Source organism: Amycolatopsis echigonensis, assembly GCF_002846615.1.
In the GTDB taxonomy this organism is placed as follows: Bacteria; Actinomycetota; Actinomycetes; order Mycobacteriales; family Pseudonocardiaceae; genus Amycolatopsis; species Amycolatopsis echigonensis.
The window spans coordinates 2,640,776-2,655,703 of record NZ_PJMY01000003.1; the positions used below are offsets into that span (position 1 = coordinate 2,640,776).

Annotated in this window: 17 protein-coding genes; 16 read left to right on the top strand and 1 reads right to left on the bottom strand. The window is 70.4% G+C overall.

The window, feature by feature from the left end; translation table 11 throughout:
* Nucleotides 1-55: 55 nt before the first annotated feature.
* From ATK30_RS17310 to ATK30_RS17320, 3 genes are all read left to right on the top strand, one after another.
* On the top strand, nt 56-1,093 hold the full coding sequence (locus tag ATK30_RS17310) for a tetratricopeptide repeat protein (protein ID WP_101436453.1): 1,038 nt from the start codon (nt 56-58) through the stop codon (nt 1,091-1,093).
* Between the two features lie 81 nt (nt 1,094-1,174).
* Nucleotides 1,175-2,065: a hypothetical protein gene (locus ATK30_RS17315; protein WP_244194639.1), complete on the top strand. Its 891-nt coding sequence runs from the start codon at nt 1,175-1,177 to the stop codon at nt 2,063-2,065.
* A 10-nt stretch (nt 2,066-2,075) separates the two neighbouring features.
* Complete coding sequence (locus tag ATK30_RS17320) at nt 2,076-2,441, top strand: VOC family protein (protein WP_101436455.1); 366 nt, start codon at nt 2,076-2,078, stop codon at nt 2,439-2,441.
* A 17-nt stretch (nt 2,442-2,458) separates the two neighbouring features.
* On the opposite strand, the gene ppk2 is transcribed toward ATK30_RS17320, so the two are convergent.
* Nucleotides 2,459-3,595 (bottom strand): polyphosphate kinase 2, encoded by a 1,137-nt coding sequence (gene ppk2, locus ATK30_RS17325; RefSeq protein WP_244194640.1) that lies wholly within the window; start codon nt 3,593-3,595, stop codon nt 2,459-2,461.
* A gap of 111 nt (nt 3,596-3,706) precedes the next feature.
* Here ppk2 and ATK30_RS17330 point away from each other — a divergent pair, with 111 nt between their 5' ends.
* From ATK30_RS17330 to ATK30_RS17365, 13 genes are all read left to right on the top strand, one after another.
* Nucleotides 3,707-4,624 carry an ABC transporter ATP-binding protein gene (locus ATK30_RS17330; RefSeq protein ID WP_101436456.1) on the top strand — a complete coding sequence of 306 codons (918 nt, stop codon included), beginning with the start codon at nt 3,707-3,709 and terminating at the stop codon, nt 4,622-4,624.
* Complete coding sequence (locus ATK30_RS17335) at nt 4,624-5,481, top strand: ABC transporter permease (RefSeq protein ID WP_101436457.1); 858 nt, start codon at nt 4,624-4,626, stop codon at nt 5,479-5,481. The genes ATK30_RS17330 and ATK30_RS17335 overlap by 1 nt, the downstream gene beginning before the upstream one ends.
* Nucleotides 5,482-5,493: 12 nt before the next feature.
* Nucleotides 5,494-6,615, top strand: a complete 1,122-nt coding sequence (locus ATK30_RS17340; protein WP_101436458.1) for a sensor histidine kinase — start codon at nt 5,494-5,496, stop codon at nt 6,613-6,615.
* Nucleotides 6,612-7,220 carry a response regulator transcription factor gene (locus ATK30_RS17345; protein WP_037368971.1) on the top strand — a complete coding sequence of 203 codons (609 nt, stop codon included), beginning with the start codon at nt 6,612-6,614 and terminating at the stop codon, nt 7,218-7,220. Before ATK30_RS17340 ends, ATK30_RS17345 begins: the two co-directional genes overlap by 4 nt.
* On the top strand, nt 7,211-8,350 hold the full coding sequence (locus ATK30_RS17350; protein WP_101436459.1) for an amidohydrolase: 1,140 nt from the start codon (nt 7,211-7,213) through the stop codon (nt 8,348-8,350). Before ATK30_RS17345 ends, ATK30_RS17350 begins: the two co-directional genes overlap by 10 nt.
* A gap of 497 nt (nt 8,351-8,847) precedes the next feature.
* Nucleotides 8,848-8,991, top strand: a complete 144-nt coding sequence (locus tag ATK30_RS44495) for a thiocillin family RiPP (RefSeq protein WP_107503639.1) — start codon at nt 8,848-8,850, stop codon at nt 8,989-8,991.
* 50 nt (nt 8,992-9,041) lie between these two features.
* The gene (locus ATK30_RS44710; protein ID WP_143271399.1) at nt 9,042-9,200 is read left to right on the top strand and encodes a RiPP peptide; all 159 of its coding nucleotides are present in this window, start codon (nt 9,042-9,044) and stop codon (nt 9,198-9,200) included.
* 13 nt (nt 9,201-9,213) lie between these two features.
* Nucleotides 9,214-9,363 (top strand): thiocillin family RiPP, encoded by a 150-nt coding sequence (locus ATK30_RS44500; protein WP_009085976.1) that lies wholly within the window; start codon nt 9,214-9,216, stop codon nt 9,361-9,363.
* A gap of 22 nt (nt 9,364-9,385) precedes the next feature.
* On the top strand, nt 9,386-9,535 hold the full coding sequence (locus ATK30_RS45050) for a hypothetical protein (RefSeq protein ID WP_158242476.1): 150 nt from the start codon (nt 9,386-9,388) through the stop codon (nt 9,533-9,535).
* A gap of 49 nt (nt 9,536-9,584) precedes the next feature.
* Nucleotides 9,585-9,728, top strand: a complete 144-nt coding sequence (locus ATK30_RS45360) for a hypothetical protein (protein WP_167441931.1) — start codon at nt 9,585-9,587, stop codon at nt 9,726-9,728.
* Between the two features lie 117 nt (nt 9,729-9,845).
* Nucleotides 9,846-11,087 carry a cytochrome P450 gene (locus ATK30_RS17355; protein ID WP_158242477.1) on the top strand — a complete coding sequence of 414 codons (1,242 nt, stop codon included), beginning with the start codon at nt 9,846-9,848 and terminating at the stop codon, nt 11,085-11,087.
* Nucleotides 11,084-13,207 carry an ATP-binding cassette domain-containing protein gene (locus ATK30_RS17360; protein ID WP_158242478.1) on the top strand — a complete coding sequence of 708 codons (2,124 nt, stop codon included), beginning with the start codon at nt 11,084-11,086 and terminating at the stop codon, nt 13,205-13,207. Before ATK30_RS17355 ends, ATK30_RS17360 begins: the two co-directional genes overlap by 4 nt.
* Nucleotides 13,204-14,919 (top strand): ATP-binding cassette domain-containing protein, encoded by a 1,716-nt coding sequence (locus tag ATK30_RS17365; RefSeq protein WP_101436462.1) that lies wholly within the window; start codon nt 13,204-13,206, stop codon nt 14,917-14,919. Before ATK30_RS17360 ends, ATK30_RS17365 begins: the two co-directional genes overlap by 4 nt.
* Nucleotides 14,920-14,928 lie beyond the last annotated feature (9 nt).

Below are 14,928 nucleotides of genomic sequence, written 5' to 3' on the forward strand. Positions count from 1 at the left end.
CTCGGCGGCGCGAACGATTGTCTTCAGTGGGGAGCCGGAAAGGAGCGGGTGCGAGATGCCCGGGCGGCTGCGGAACTGGAACACACGCGTCGATGACTACCTGCGCCGGAAGGCGGCGGAGGGCGGCAACCTCGTCGCGATGACGCGGGTCGCCGCCGACCTGCGCGAACGCGGCGACACGGCGGAGGCCGAACAGTGGTATCGCCGGGCTGCCTCGGGCGGTGACCGGATCGCCATGACCGCGCTGGCCCACCTGCTGGCCGAACGCGGAGCCGACGACGAGGCCGCCCGCTGGTACCACGAAGCCGCGCAGGCCGGCGAGCCGCACGGGATGCTCGGATACGCCCGTACCTGCGAAAACCAGGGTCATCTCAACGACGCCGAACGTTGGTATGCCGCCGCGTTCCAAGCCGGTGCGACCGAAGCAGCCGGACTGCTGGGTCACCTGCTCGTCGAAGACGGCCGATACGCCGAGGCCGAGGGCTGGTGCCGCACGGCCGCGGAGGACGGCAACGCGACGGCGATGCTGGACCTCGGCACGGTCCTGCGAGAACTCGGCGCGCCCGACGAGATGGCGTACTGGTGGCGAGCCGCGCTGGACGCGGGCGAACTCTCCGCGACCTGCCTGCTGGGCCGGGAAGCGGAACGGACGGACCGGCAAGGCGACGCCGAGCGGTGGTTCCGTCGCGGCGCGAAAGGCGGGCACGTCGAGGCGAAGGTGCGGTTGGGACTGCTGCTGCATCGCCGGGGCGACCTCGAAGAGGCGGAGCGCTGGTACCTCGAAGCCGCCGAGGCGGGCGACGCGGCGGCGATGACCAACCTCGGCGTTCTCGCCCGCAATCGCCGCGACGACGGCGAGGCCGCGGCTTGGTACCGCAAGGCCGCCGAGCACGGCAGCATCCCGGCGCTTACCAACCTGGGACATCTCGCCGAATCCCGCAGCGACCTGGCACAGGCCGAACGCTGCTTCCGCGTCGCCGCGGAGACCGGTGACGTGCAGGGCATGCTGAGCCTGACCCGGATGCTGCGCGCCCGCGGCGCGACCGCCGAAGCCGACCATTGGCAGGCCCTCGCCGCCGACCGTCCACAGTAGACACTGCGCGCCTCGTCTCGGGGTCGATCTCCGGGATCTTCCCGGATGTTGTCCGGCACCGGCGCGGCTAGCGTCGATGAAGTGTTCCGACGCCTGCTTCTCGCCGTCCTCGCCGGCATCGCGGTGTTCCTGGTGCCGTGGACGGTCTATCTCGGGCTGACCCTGCCCGAGCACTTCGACACGAGCCAGTGGCGGGTCGCCTGGGTCGGCTTCGACATCGTCCTGCTGCTGTGTTTCGCCGCGTCCGTGCTGCTCGGGATGCGCCGCAGCCGCGCGTCGGTGCCGATGCTGGCCGCGACCGCCGCGCTGCTGTGCTGCGACGCCTGGTTCGACGTCGTCCTCGACTGGGGCGGTCCCGACCAGTGGGCCAGCATCGGCACCGCGCTGGTCGCGGAAGTGCCGATCGCGGTGTTCCTGATGCTGCGAGCGCGCGCCCTGCTCGCCGGCAACGCGCGACCGCGGCCGCTGACCATGCGCGACATCGCCGTGCACACGAACCCGAACTACCAGCGGTTGCTCCGGCTGCTGCCGGCCACCTCGGCCGAACTGCGCGCGCAGCTCCCGTCGATCGACGTCCCGGCCGCGCTGCTGACCCTCACCCACGCCGGATACACGCGTCGTGCCCGCGACGGTCGCTGGCACTCCCTCCCGCAGAGCACGAACGAAGCGAAGCCGGAGGACTTCCCCGAGGAAGACCGGCCGAAGCTGGCCGCCTACCTCGACGCGAAGTACGACCGCGAGGTGCGCCTGATGTCCTGGGCCGCCGAGCATCGCGACACCTTCGACGGCTGGACCGCCGGGAGCCGCGCCGGCATCCGGCTGAGCTACAAGGACCTGAAGGAGTTCCAAGCGGAGTACCTGGAACTGGTGCACCGCTACGCCGCCCGCAAACCCGGTCCGTCCGACGAGGCGCGTGATCTGGCCGTGCGGTTCTACGCTTTCCCGGAACCGAAACCCGCCGAGCTGGCGTAGGTTTCGCAGCATGATTCATCACGTGCAGATCGCCTGCCCAGCGGGCGCGGAGGACGACGAACGCGCTTTCTACACCGGTGTGCTCGGCTGGACGGAACTGCCGAAACCGCCGCTGCTGGCGGCCCGCGGCGGCTGCTGGTTCCAGGTGCCCGGCGTCGGCGGCCCGGACGGCGAACTGCACGTCGGCGTCGAGGCGGATTTCCGTCCAGCACTCAAGGCGCACCCGGCGTTCGTGGTCGACGTGGACGCCGTCGCCGCCGCGATCGAAGCCGCCGGCCGATCCGTGGCGTGGGCCGATCCCGCGGAAATCCCGGGCAGGCGGCGGTTCCACACCTTCGACCCGGTCGGCAACCGGCTGGAGTTCCTCGAGGGCTGATTGTCCTTTATGGACATTCAGTCGCCGACCGCGTCCCGTCCGCGCTTCACGATCAGCGGATCCGGTTCCCCCACCACGGTTTTGTCTTTGCCCTCATAGTCGAACCGGGACAGGAAATAGCGCATCGCGTTGATCCGGGCGCGTTTCTTGTCGTTGCTCTTGATCGTGATCCACGGCGCGAGATCGTTGTCCGTGCGGAGGAACATCGCCTCCTTGGCCGCGGTGTAGTCGTCCCATTTGTCGAGCGACTGCAGGTCCATCGGGGACAGTTTCCACTGCCGCACCGGGTCGACCTGCCGGATGATGAACCGCGTGCGCTGTTCGGCCTGGGTCACCGAGAACCAGAACTTCGTGACGGTGATCCCGCTCTCCACCAGCATTTCCTCGAACAGCGGCACCTGCCGCATGAACTGCTCGTACTGGTCCGGCGAGCAAAACCCCATCACCTGCTCGACCCCGGCCCGGTTGTACCAGGACCGGTCGAACAACACCATCTCGCCCGCGGTCGGCAGATGCTGGACGTAGCGCTGGAAGTACCACTGATGCGCTTCCCGGTCGCTGGGCTTGGCGAGCGCGACGACACGAGCGTGGCGCGGGTTGAGATGCTCCATGAACCGCTTGATGGTGCCGCCCTTGCCCGCGGCGTCGCGCCCCTCGAACAAAATGACGTGCCGGCTGCCGGTCTCGCTGATCGAGTTCTGCAGCTTGAGCAGTTCGACCTGCAGCAGATACTTGGTCTGGTCGTACTCCTCGCGCGGCATGCGCTCGTCGTAGGGATAGTTCTCCCGCCAGGTGTCGACCGCCTTGCCGAACGCGTCGATCAGCACGGGATCGTCATCGTGGTCCTCGCCGACCGAATGCCCGTCGATCTCGAGCCGATCGATGTACTCCCGCACGTCCCGCAACATGCGGCCGACCTTAAGCAGGACAGGTGAACGGGAGGTGTCTGGCAGCTGCCAGACCGGCAGGCGGTGCAACCGCGCGACGGTCAGCTGATTGGCGCAGTCCACTCTGTACTCCTCGCCGCTGATTCCGTTGAACCGCAGCCCTTCCGGCGAAAAGCCGGTCCCGAGCACCCCGAGATTCGCTTGTTCGCTCACGGCAAGCCAGGCCCCGGCGAAGTGCAGGTGCCTCCAGACCGCCACCCAGAGCATGCCCTGACCTGCGGATATGAGGTTTGTCATGAGCCTCGCCTGCGAAATCCACGTCGGTTCGGTGAGGGCTGCTCCTGTGCCGGTCAGGGCGGTCGGCGAGACGCTGTCGGCATGGGCAGGGAAACGGTAGTCGAGGTGGACGGCCTGCGGATCGACTACGGGTCGTTCGTAGCGGTCCACGGGTTGAGTTTCACGGTGCGCGCCGGCGAGGTTTTCGGGTTGCTGGGGACCAACGGTGCGGGCAAGACGTCGACAATGGACGTCCTGGAGGGGTACCGGCGGCCCTCGGCCGGGAGTGTGCGGGTCTTCGGAGTCGATCCGGCACAGCAGCGCGAGAAGATCGCGCCGCGGGTCGGGATCATGTTGCAGGAGGCCGGGTTCTTCGACGACCTGACAGTCGTCGAGTCGATCCGGGCCTGGCGGCGCTTCACCGCCGACGCGATGCCGATCGACGAGGTGATCGACCTGGTCGACCTCGGCAAGGTCGGGAACACGCGCGTGGGGAAGCTGTCCGGCGGAGAGCGGCGGCGCCTTGACCTGGCGCTCGCCGTCCTGGGGAGGCCGGAGCTGCTGTTTCTCGATGAGCCGACGACCGGACTCGACCCGCAGGCGCGGCGGCGGACGTGGCGGGTGCTGGAAAACATGGTCGCGGGCGGCATGGCGATCCTGCTGACCACGCACTACATGGAAGAAGCGCAGTATCTCGCCGATCGCGTGGCGATCATGGACCGCGGGCGCATCGTGCGCCACGGATCCGTCGGCGAGGTGATCGGGGCCGACCACGGCTCGACGGTCACGTTCGTCAGCGAGGCTCCGGTGCCGGTCGAAGTGGCCGGGGTGTCGGAGGACGGCCGCCACTACGCGCTGAGCAGCACCGATCCGCAGGCGGACCTGCACCGGCTGCTCGACTGGGCCCACCGGGCCGGCGCGCGGATCTCCGAACTCGAGGTCCGGCGCAATTCGCTCGAAGACGTCTTCCTGCGGGTCGCCGACGAGGCCGACCTCGCTGTCACCGCGAAGGAGCACTGATGACTGCCGCGGCACCCGTGCTGCCCGCCGCCCGCCGATCGCTGGGCTGGTGGCGCTACACCTGGTCACAATTCCTGCTGTCGCAGAAGGTGCACTGGCGCGATCTCGGTTTCGCGCTCACCGGAGTGCTTATTCCGCTCGGGCTCGGCATCGGATTGCCCGCGAGCCAGCACGGCAAGGGCGAGGTCGCCGGCATCGACGGCGGCGTGTACCTGCTGCCGGGGATGATGGGATTCGTCCTCGTCTGGATCGTCTACAACGTCGTGAACTCGGCGACAAGCCGACGCGGGAAACTGATTTACAAAAGGCTGCGCGGCACCCCGCTGCCCGACACCGCGATCATGACCGGAGAAGCCATGAGCGGATCCGTCACCAGCGTCGCGCAAGTAGTGGTGCTCCTGGTTTTCGGGCTCGTTTACCTGGGCGGTCCCGCGCCGGCGAACCCGCTGTTGCTGCTGGTCGGCGTTGTGCTGGGCGCGTTCACGTTCGCGCTGCTGGCGATCGGCGTTTCCGGGCTGCTGCCCACCAGCGAGGTCTCGACGTGGCTGGTCACGCCATTCCTGTTCCTGATGATGTTCGCGTCCGGAATCGTTTTCCCGCTGTCGGAGATGCCGCACTTCCTGCAGGTTCCCGTGCGGTACCTGCCCTCGAGTTCGGTGGTCGAGATTCTGCGCACCGCTTACCTCGGTCGCGACTTCGCTTCGAATCCCGCGACCGCCCAGCTGCCCCGGGAAGTCGGATTCCTGCAGTCGTTCCGGGCGTGCGTCATGCCGCTGGGACTACTCTGTGCCTGGATCGGCGTTTCCCTCGGCCTGGGCAAGCGCTTCTTCAAATGGGACCCGAAACGGACGGGCTAGGCGGGAGGACGTGTGGACCGGTGGAGCCCCGGGACACTGGGCCGCGTCGTCGCGCTGCTGATCCTCGGCACGGTCGTCGCGTTCACCGGCGAAGGGTTCTTCCTCTGGCTCAGCACCCGGCCCCCGATGGTCGACGTCCTCTTCGCGGTGCTGGCCGGTGCCGGTCTGCTGGCCGCCATCGGCCGCGTCGTGTGGTCGGTGGTGCGCCGTTCGTCTTCCCGGAGCGAGCACCTGGTCGACGTGGCCATCGCCACCAGCCTGTCCTACGCGCTGCTGCTGGCCTTCGGACCCGCGTGGCTGGCGCTGCCCGCCCTGGTCGCCGGGGTCGCGGCGATCAGCTTCACCGGAGCCAAACGCTGGCTTTTCCCGCTGCTCGTGCTGATCAGCACGGCCGGGATCGCGTTCCTGCACGACGTGCCGGCGTTCGCGGTGGCCGAGACGTTGCTCCGCTCGGTCGTGACCGTCGTCGTGCTGGCCGGGATGGGGCTGCTGGTCGCCTACGCGGCCGAGGTCCACGCCAGCCGCGACGAACTGGCCCGGATGGCGGTGGTCGAGGAGCGGTTGCGCTTCGCCCGCGACCTGCACGACGTGCTCGGGCGGGGCTTGTCGGTGGTGCGGCTCAAGGCCGAACTCGGGGTGCGGCTGCTGGACGCCGACCCCGGTGCCGCCCGCGACCAGTTCGTGCAGATCGCCGAGCTCGCCGGCAGTTCGGTGTCCGAACTGCGCAAGGTGATCGCCGGCTACCGGCAGCCCAGCCTCGCCGAGGAGCTGCGCGGCACGTCGTCGATCCTCAGCCTCGCCGGCGTCCGGGTGGTCGCCGATCCGGTGCCCGAGGACCTGCCCGCACCCGCGGCCGAGGCGATCGGCGCGGCGATCCGCGAGGGCGGCACCAATATCCTGCGCCACAGTGCCGCGGAGAACTGCCGCGTCGAGTTCGTGCGCGAACCGGCGGCGCTGACCGTCCGGATCTCCAATGACCGGCCGCACGCCGGGGGCGCCCGGGCCGGCCACGGGCTCACCGGCCTCGCCGAGCGGCTCGCCGCGGTGCACGGCACGCTCGACCACACCGGCGCGGGCGACGAGTTCGTGCTCACCGCTCGCGTTCCCCTTGACCTGCCGAGGAAAAACTCATGACCCTGCGGATCGTGCTGGCCGAGGACCACGCCCTGCTCCGGGAATCCCTGCGCACGGTGTTCAGCCTCGCCGACGACATCGAGGTGGCCGAAGCCGTGGACAACGGCGCCGACGCGCTCGAAGCCATCCGGCGCGAACGTCCCGACGGAGCCATGGTCGACATCGACATGCCGCGCATGTCCGGCCTGGAGGTCGCCGAGGCGGTGCACGCCGAGGGCATCCCGTGTGCCCTTCTCGTGGTCACCAGTTACGGCAAACCCGGGTACCTGCACCGCGCCATGCGGGCCGGGGTGCGCGGGTTCGTCACGAAGAACATCTCGCCGGACGCGCTGATCGACGCCGTGCGCAAGGTGTGCGCCGGCGGACGGCACGTGGACCCCGAAATCGCCGCCGACGCGCTCGCGGTCGGCGAGACGCCGCTGACCGATCGGGAGCTGGAAGTGCTCCGGCTCTCGGGAGCCGGGCTGCGTCCCGCCGAGATCGGCGCGCGGCTGTCGCTGGCCGAGGGCACCGTGCGCAACTACCTGTCGAGCACCCTGACGAAACTGCAGGTCGACAACCGGGTGGCGGCCTACCGCGTCGCGGAGGAGGCCGGGTGGCTGTGACGGACCTGTTCGAGCTTTATCAGGACCTGCACCGCCATCCCGAACTCTCCGGCGCCGAGGAGCGCACCGCCGCCGTCCTCGCGCGGGAACTGACCGGCCTGGGCTTCACCGTGCACCCGGGAATCGGGGGCCATGGTGTCGTCGCGGCGCTGGACAACGGCGAGGGGCCCACGGTCGCGCTGCGGTCCGAACTGGACGCTTTGCCGCTGACCGAACGCACTGGTTTGTCTTACGCCGCAAGCGGTTCCGCGATGCACGCGTGCGGGCACGACCTGCACCTCGCCGCCGTGGTCGGCGCCGCGGCGGAGCTGACCGAGGACCGGGCTAGCTGGCGGGGCAGGCTGGTCGTGCTGGGACAGCCGGGCGAGGAGACCCTCGACGGCGCGCTGGCGATGGTGGCCGACGGCGTGCACGACGTTTTCGGGAAGCCGGACGCGGTGCTGGCCCAACACGCCGTGCCGGGACCGGTGGGGCGGATCGGGCATTCGCCCGGGCCGATCACCGCGCCGTGCGCCGAACTGGCGATCACCGTGCACGGCCGGGGCGGGCACGCCGCGGTGCCGCACCTCGCGGTCGACCCGGTGGTGCTGGCCGCACATCTCGTGGTGCGGCTGCAATCGGTGGTGGCACGGGAAACCAGCCCGGCCGAGCCGGTGGTGGTCACGGTCGGCTCGATCCACGCGGGCGACGCGGCCAACGTGATCCCGGACCGGGTGCGGCTGGGAGTGAGCGTGCGTTCGGCGACCGACGGCGCGCTGAGCCGCGCGCTGACCGCGGTGGAGCGCGTGTGCCGCGCTGAGGCCGCCGCGTCCGGGGCACCGGTCGAGCCGGAGATCCAGACGGTCCGCTCGGCCCCCGCGACGATCAACGACCGGCAGCTCACGCTCGCCGTGCGGGGCGCACAGCTGGCTGCCCTCGGCCCGAACCTCGTCTCCTGGACGCCGCCGGTGGCCGCGGCCGAGGACGTGAGCCACCTGGCTGAGGGCGCGCCCCTGTGCTACTGGACGCTCGGCGTCGGCGACCGCGGAACCAACCACTCGCCGGACTTCGCCCCGTCTCCCGAGGCACTGCCGGCGGCCGTGCGGGCGCTGGTGCTCGCCGCGCAGGCGGTCTTCGCGCCCGGACGCTGAGCTATCCGGAGTCAGTACTCAGGGTGACCGCAGCGTAGGCAGCCATGCACTCTTAGCATGACTTTCCTAAGGGAACCCTAAATTAGCTGTCAGCTAACTACTCCAGACGGGTGATATCGCTGCGTAACCCGTCTACCGGGTGCCGAGTTTGGTTTACGTTCGCCTTGTGCGAATCGCTCGAAGCGAATAGCACGAAACTGGGGAATCAAAAGCCTGGGGGGCTTGCATGATGACCGCTGCTGTCATTTCCGCTTTCGCGGTTGTGTCCGGTTTGTCCGGAGTATCCGCTACCGGAGCCACCGTTCCGGCACCGCCGAGGTGTGTGCCGAGCACACAGTTCGCAAACGTCGGATTCGAGCTGGCGGAATGGGAGTACCTCGGTACTCAGGGCGGGGAATACCGGTACCGCTACAGCTTTAACGGCTGGACTCAGGGCACGGTCGCCTGCACCCCTAGCTGAATTCCCTTCGCTTTTATCGCGGGAGGAGGTGAAAGGAATGCAGGAGATCACCAACGCCGTGGACGCGGTGGAGGAGCTGCAGGTCGAGGAGCTCGTCGAGACCACCGCGGCCGGCACCGCCTTCTCGATCGGCAGCGCGGGCTGCCCGTCGAGCGTCGGCACCGCTTCCAGCTTCGGCTGAGCGCGTCCGCATCCGGAAAAACACTGGTCAGCACATCCGAGGAGATCGATATGAACGAGTTCGACACCCAGGTCGAGCAGGCGTTCGCCGAGGACATCACGGTGGAGGAGCTGGGCGAGGTGGCCGGCGCCGGCACCACGAACACCGGCGGCACCATCAGCTCCACCACCTGCCCGGCGTGCATCGGCACCGCCTTCAGCTGGTCCTGAGAGGACAACGCACATGGACATGCAGGAGTCGCAGGACTTCACCGAAGAACTGACCGTCGAGGAGCTGTCCGACGCCACCGGCGCCGGCTGGTGCGTCGGGTCGGCCGGCACGTTCGGCTGCCCCTCCAGCGCGGGCTCCTACGGCACCGTCAGCTCGCACTGAGCCTCTGAACAGGGAGAACATCATGAACGAAGAGATCTTGGAGCCGGCGACGACCGAGCTGACGATCGAGCAGCTGTCGGACGCGCAGGCGGGCAGCTTCTGCCTCGGCAGCGTGGGCACCGCGGGGTGCCCGAGCTCGGCGGGCACGGTCGGCACCGCGAGCTCGAGCTGACAATCCCCTGCCCCATCCGCGGCGAAACGAATTTCGAAGGGAGGTTGCCATGGAGAACGCTACCACGCAGGCCCCGCAGGTCGAGGAGCTCGTGATCGAGGAACTCACCGAGGCCGGAGCCAGCAATTGTTTCGGAACGGCGGGCAGCATCGGCTGCCCGGTGTGCTTCGGCACCTACGGCTGCGCCACCTGATCCAGGCGCGTTAGCCGATATTCCACACACCCGTGGTCGCCGCCGAATGATGAATCTTTTATAGCCGGCGGCGACCACGCGGTGCGGATGAACACGTGCCGAGAAAGGAACTGGGGGATGGCAGAAATCGTCCAGCGGCTGTGGCGGCACTTCGCCCGTCAGGAGCCGTTCGGCAAAGACGCTCCGGGCTTCTTCGCGGAGCTCGCGGAACGCGCACCGGTGGTGCGGTTCGACGGGATGTGGGTCATTTCCGGCTACGACCTGGTGACCCGGCTCTGCACCCACCCCGGCTTCCCGATGGCGGCTCCGGTGTTCCAGGAGGACGTCCGCCGGGATAACCCACAGTTTGTTCGCTTCTTCAGCGGCACCATGTCGGTGCGCGCCGCCGAGGAGCACCAGCGGCTACGAAGCGTGCTCACCGGAGCTTTTTCCGGCCGCCGGCTGGCCGCGCTGCGCGGCCGGATCGACGAGGTGGTGGCCGAGTTGCTGGCCGAACCCCTCCGGCGCGGCGAGGCCGAGTTCGTGGCCGACATCGCGACGCCGCTGCCCGCGCGGGTCACCGCCGTGCTGCTCGGCATCCCTCCGGCCGACCGTGACCTGGTCACCGCGAGGGCGACCGGCATGATGAACCAGCTGGCCGCCGGTTTTCTCGCCGAAGCGCATCCCGAGGCCGGTCCGCCGATCACCGCCGCGGAGTTCGCCGAGCTGCGCGAGTACGTCGCCGGCCAGCTCGCCCGGCGCCGCGCGGAACCGGCCGACGACCTGATCGGGCACCTTGCCCAGGCGCAGCAGGACGGCAAGCTCTCCGCCGACGAAGCCGTCGACATGGTGCTCCTGCTGTTCATGACCGGCCTCGACACGGTGACCGCCGCGCTCGCCAACACGCTCGTCGTCCTGTCCGAGCGCCCGGAGATCGCCGCGGCGCTGGCCGCCGACGAGCAGCGCGCCGACCGCGTGTTCGCCGAGGCGATCCGGCTGCGCACGCCGGTCGCGTTCGGCTCGCGCCAGGTCACGCACGACCTGTCCGTCGGCACCCTGGACTTCAAGGCGGGCGACACCGTCATCCTGGCTTTCGCCGCCGCCAACCTCGACCCGCGCAAGTTCGCCGAGCCGCTGGAGTTCCGGTGGGATCGGCCGATCACCGGCAACGTCGCGTTCGGCCACGGCAGCTACTACTGCCTTGGCAGCGCGCTGGCCGCGATGACCGCGCAGTCGCTGCTTCAGGCGGTGCACCACCGGCTGCCGACCCCGAGCCGTCCGCTCGCCGAACTGCCGTGGCGGCAGTCGCTGGCCTTTCCGACCCCGCGCGTGCTGCCGGTGACCTTCGCCCCGGCGCTCGCGGAAAGCGGTGCGCGGTGAGCACCCGCTTCCGCTCCCGCGCGGGCGCCGAGTTCCGCCAGGTCGAGGAATCCGACTGCGGCGCGGCCTGCCTCGGGATCCTGCTCGCCGGTTTCGGCAAGCACCTCACCTGGCCGGAGCTTTCGCAAGCGTGCGGCGGCGGACGGGACGGGATCAGCGCCGCGACGCTCGCCCGGCGCGGGCAGCAGTTCGGGCTCACCGTGAGCGCCAAGCGCGTCCGGCTGTCCGGAGCCGAAGCTGACCTCGCCACCTTGCGCGGACTCGCCGCGCCCGGGGTGGTGTTCGTCGACAACCGGCACTTCGCGGTGCTGGAGCGAGTCGGCCGGAAGGGCCGCGTGCGGCTGCACGACCCGGCGGCGGGCAGGCTGACGCTGTCGCTGGCCGAGTTCCGCACCCGGTTTTCCGGGCTGTACCTGGGTTTCCGGCCCGGTGCCGGGTTCACGCGCGGTGGCGCGCCGCAGCGGGTGCTGCCGCGCGCGATGCGCTGGCTGGGCGCGGGACTGCCCGCGGTCGTCGGCGCGGTGACCGCGGGCGTGTTCACCGCCGCGCTGACGGTGACGGCCGCGTTGCTCGCCCGGTCGCTGGTCACCGCGACCGCCGGGCCGAGTGCGCAGTGGCTTCTGGCCGCCACCGCAGTCGGCGTCGCACTGGCGGGCTGGGCGCAGCAACGCTTGCTTTCGGCAGCGCTCCTGCGCACGTCCCTCACGCGGTCGAGCGAACTCGTCGGGCATCTGCTGCGCTTGCCCGGCAGCTACTTCCACCGTCGGTTCACCGGTGGCGTCGCGGCTCGGGTACAGATCGCCGACACCATCGCGCAACAGCTCACCACGGTGGTGCTCCCGGTCGCGGTGAACGCCGCCGCGGTGCTCGGACTGCTCGTCGTGCTGACCGTGCTCGCCCCCGCGGCCGCCGCGGTCCTGCTCGGCAGCACGCTGATCACCGCCCTGTTCCTGCGCCTCGGCCGCCGGTCCGGCACCGAACGGCAGTCGACGCTCATGGTCGCGCAGTCGGCGCGCGACGGGCTTTCGCTCAACGTGCTCTCCGCGATCGACACGGTGAAGGCCGAAGGCAGCGGACGGCAAGCGTTCGCCCGCTGGTCCGCAGCGCAGCGCAAAGTGCTTGCCGCGCAGCGGAAAGTCGCGCTGGGCGAGCACAGCTTCGGGCTCGGCGTCACGGCACTGCACGCCGTCGGGTACGCCGTCTGCCTCGCGCTGACCGCACTGGTCGCGCCCAGCGAAGTCATCACCGTGGCCGTGCTGGCCGGAGTGTGGCAGCTGCACGCGGGCGGGCTGGTCACCGGACTGCACCGCATCGGCGGCCTGCGCAGCAGCTTCGCCGCGTACGACGACGTGGCGGGCGCCGAGACCGATCCGTCCGATGTGGACACGCCCGTCGCCGTGGGCCCGGGCCGCGTCACCGTGCGCGGCCTGCGCTACGGCTACGACACCAACGCCGAACCGCTGCTGGTCTCGCTGGATCTCGACGTGCCGCCCGGCGGTCGCATGACCTTGGTGGGCCCGAGCGGCTGCGGCAAGTCGACATTGGCGAAGGTGCTGGCCGGACTCGTGCGGCCGTGGTCGGGCGTGGCGCTCGTCGACGGGAAGCGCACCGCGGACCTTCCGCCTTCGGTGCGGCCGTCGCTGGTCGGGTACGTGCCGCAGCGGCCCGCGTTCTTCGAGGGGACCGTGCGGGAGAACCTGGAGCTGGGCACGCGGCTGCCGGACGACGCGATCGCCGCCGCCCTCGCCGACGCCCAACTCACCGAAACGATCGCCCTGCGCGGCGGCGTCGACGAAGCGACGGTGAGCCAGCAGGCCCGCAACTTCTCCGGCGGCGAGCGGCAACGGCTCGCGCTGGCCCGCGCTCTCGCCCGCAACCCGCGCGTCCTCGTACTCGACGAAGCGACCAGCGCGGTCGAAACAGCTCTCGCCGGACGGATCGACGCGGCGATCCGGGCCCGCGGCACCACGACGATCGTGGTGGCGCACCGGCTTTCCGAAGTCCGCGCCGACGACACCGTCGTGCTGCTGGACCGCGGGAAGGTGCGCGTCTACGGGACGCACGAAGACCTCGTCGCACACGCCCGCGGGTATCGCGACTTCGCGGAGGTGGCCGGATGACCACGCTGCCGCCCGAAGGAATGACCGGACGCGGACTGCTGTCGTTCGCGCTGGCCGGCGAACGGGTCCGGCTGGCGGTCACGGCCGTGCTCGGCCTGCTGGCGACGGTGTTCGGATTCGTCGTGCCGCTGGCGGGCATGGTGCTGGCCATCGCGATCGCCGCGGCGAACCAGCGCGCCGTGCCGTACGCGGCGGGAGCGCTCGCCGGGCTGCTCGCCTTGCAGCTGCTGACCACCGCGGTGGTCGAACGCGGTCTGCTGACCCTCACCGACCGGGCTCAGGACCGGCTCGAATCCGCGCTGTGGCATCGGCTGCTGAGCCTGCCCTCGGCGTTCTTCCGCCAGTACCCGCTGCGCCGGTTGATGGGCTTCGCCGGCGGCGTCGGCCAGCTGCGCGGACTCCTCGGCAGCGGGGGCCTGACCGCCGCGCTGCACGCGGTGTTCGCACTCGTCGCGGTCGCGTTGCTGGCCTTGCTCGACCCGTGGCTCGCGGTCGCCGCCACCGGGATGTTCGGGCTGGTGCTCGGCGCGATGCTGTGGCTTTCCGTGCGCCAGCAACGGCACGACACCGACGTGCTGGCCGCGGTCGACGACGTGCAGGCCGCGGTCTATCCGGCGATGCTCGGCATCGACGACGTGCGGGCGTTCGGCGCGCAGTCCTATGTGGTCAGTCGCTGGCGCGAGGCGTTCACGGCGCAGAAACGGTCGGACGACAAGGGGTTGCGGTACTCGGAGATCGCGAGCGCACTGGCCGTGGCGTGCTATCCGGCGTTGCTCGCGGTGCTGCTGCCGATGACCGCCGGGCTCGGGTTCACCGCGCAGTGGACCGTGGTCATGGTCGCCATGACGCTCAACCTCACCGCCGCGCGGCTGCAGGGCGCGCTGGTCGGCCTGTTCTCGATCGGCCCGGTACACGCCCGCCTCGCGCCGGTGCTCACGACGCGTCCGGAAACGCCGCCGGACCCGGTTCCGCTCCCCCGCGCTCGGGGCGCGGTGGTCCTCGACGGCGTGAGCTTCCGCTATCCCGGCCAGACCCGTGACCTGCTGCAGGACATTTCGCTGCGCATCGAACCGGGCGAATTCGTCGCGCTGGTCGGCGCGTCCGGCGCGGGCAAGTCGACCCTGCTCCGGCTGCTGCTCGGCCTCGACCGCGCCGACCGCGGCCGGGTGCTGGTGGACGGCGTGGACGTCCGCCATTGCGACGTCGACGAGCTGCGGACGCGGATCGGCTACGTCGCACAGGACGCCACGCTCATGCGCGGCACCCTCGCCGAGGTGATCTGCGAGGCGGCCGGCGAGACGGACCTGCGCCTGGCCTGGCAGGCGGCGGAATCGGCACAGCTCGCCGACGTGGTCCGCGCGCTGCCGATGGGCCTGCACACCCAGGTCACCGACGGCGAGAGCGGGCTGTCCGGCGGCCAGGTGCAACGACTGCTGCTGGCCCGCGCGCTGGCCAAACGCCCGTCCGTGCTGCTGCTCGACGAAGCGACCAGCGCGCTCGACGCCGCCGCGCAGGAACTCGTGCGGCGCGCCGTGGACGACTTGCGGCTGACCCGGGTGGTGGTGGCCCATCGGCTCTCCACCATCCGCTCGGCCGACCGGATCGCCGTGCTGGAGCACGGCCGCATCGCCAGCCTCGGCACGTTCGCCGAGGTGGCCGGCCGTTCGGAGGCTTTCGCCCGGCTGGTGGGCACCGCCCGCCGGCTCGACTGAGGGGAACAA

Excerpts from the sequence above, each read along its gene's own strand:
- ATK30_RS17310 (WP_101436453.1), top strand. The coding sequence starts at position 56 with ATGCCCGGGCGGCTGCGGAACTGGAACACACGCGTCGATGACTACCTG.
- ATK30_RS17320 (WP_101436455.1), top strand. The coding sequence starts at position 2,076 with ATGATTCATCACGTGCAGATCGCCTGCCCAGCGGGCGCGGAGGACGAC.
- ppk2 (WP_244194640.1), bottom strand. The coding sequence starts at position 3,595 with ATGCTCTGGGTGGCGGTCTGGAGGCACCTGCACTTCGCCGGGGCCTGG.
- ATK30_RS17330 (WP_101436456.1), top strand. The coding sequence starts at position 3,707 with ATGGGCAGGGAAACGGTAGTCGAGGTGGACGGCCTGCGGATCGACTAC.
- ATK30_RS17335 (WP_101436457.1), top strand. The coding sequence starts at position 4,624 with ATGACTGCCGCGGCACCCGTGCTGCCCGCCGCCCGCCGATCGCTGGGC.
- ATK30_RS17345 (WP_037368971.1), top strand. The coding sequence starts at position 6,612 with ATGACCCTGCGGATCGTGCTGGCCGAGGACCACGCCCTGCTCCGGGAA.
- ATK30_RS44495 (WP_107503639.1), top strand. The coding sequence starts at position 8,848 with ATGCAGGAGATCACCAACGCCGTGGACGCGGTGGAGGAGCTGCAGGTC.
- ATK30_RS44710 (WP_143271399.1), top strand. The coding sequence starts at position 9,042 with ATGAACGAGTTCGACACCCAGGTCGAGCAGGCGTTCGCCGAGGACATC.
- ATK30_RS44500 (WP_009085976.1), top strand. The coding sequence starts at position 9,214 with ATGGACATGCAGGAGTCGCAGGACTTCACCGAAGAACTGACCGTCGAG.
- ATK30_RS45050 (WP_158242476.1), top strand. The coding sequence starts at position 9,386 with ATGAACGAAGAGATCTTGGAGCCGGCGACGACCGAGCTGACGATCGAG.
- ATK30_RS45360 (WP_167441931.1), top strand. The coding sequence starts at position 9,585 with ATGGAGAACGCTACCACGCAGGCCCCGCAGGTCGAGGAGCTCGTGATC.
- ATK30_RS17355 (WP_158242477.1), top strand. The coding sequence starts at position 9,846 with ATGGCAGAAATCGTCCAGCGGCTGTGGCGGCACTTCGCCCGTCAGGAG.
- ATK30_RS17365 (WP_101436462.1), top strand. The coding sequence starts at position 13,204 with ATGACCACGCTGCCGCCCGAAGGAATGACCGGACGCGGACTGCTGTCG.